Origin of the sequence: Parvularcula marina, assembly GCF_003399445.1 — a bacterium.
Classification (GTDB): domain Bacteria; phylum Pseudomonadota; class Alphaproteobacteria; order Caulobacterales; family Parvularculaceae; genus Parvularcula; species Parvularcula marina.
In genome coordinates this window covers 1-552 of sequence record NZ_QUQO01000020.1, presented here as the reverse complement: position 1 = coordinate 552, position 552 = coordinate 1, and the positions used below count along the sequence as shown (strand labels likewise).

At 37.7% G+C, this 552-nt stretch carries 1 pseudogene; it reads right to left on the bottom strand.

Annotation, left to right across the window (positions count from 1 at the left end):
- Window positions 1-552, bottom strand: a pseudogene (locus DX908_RS16925) (F0F1 ATP synthase subunit A); the annotation flags it as partial.

The window sequence follows — 552 nt, the reverse complement described above, 5'->3', positions numbered from 1 at the left end:
ATTCTACCAAAACCTGTAGGTATTGGTCCTTTTTTGTATGACTTTGCTAGACCTGTAAACAATAAAAACATAATTAATGCCGTTACAAGCATAGCCATCACATTTTTAGTGATAGACATATCTAATGGCATTACATTAGTTGGATGATGGTGCTCATCAAAGGTTAGTGTACCTTCGGCATCCGTCTTGTATATTTTATGATGGTAAAGTGCGTAGTGCTCTCCTCCAGCTTCAACAATTTTTTCGCCATGCTCAAATTTTGCAGCAGAGAAAAATTTAACCCCGTTATCTATTAAGATTACAGGAAGCGAAAAACCATAGTGTTCTCCTGTCTCTTCATCTGAGAAAAAGATGAAGTCATGAGAATCCTGAAGGTGATGATTTATAAACGCTTTGATTTTTGAGTTTGTATCAATTATCTCACCCGTATTTTCCGAATGAGAACCTTCAGCAGCATGCGCTTCAGTATCGGCATGACTAGGCTGAGTTTCATCAGAAACATTAGCGGTACAAAGCAAAGGAAATACAGCAAAGAGGGCTGTTATTGTATTC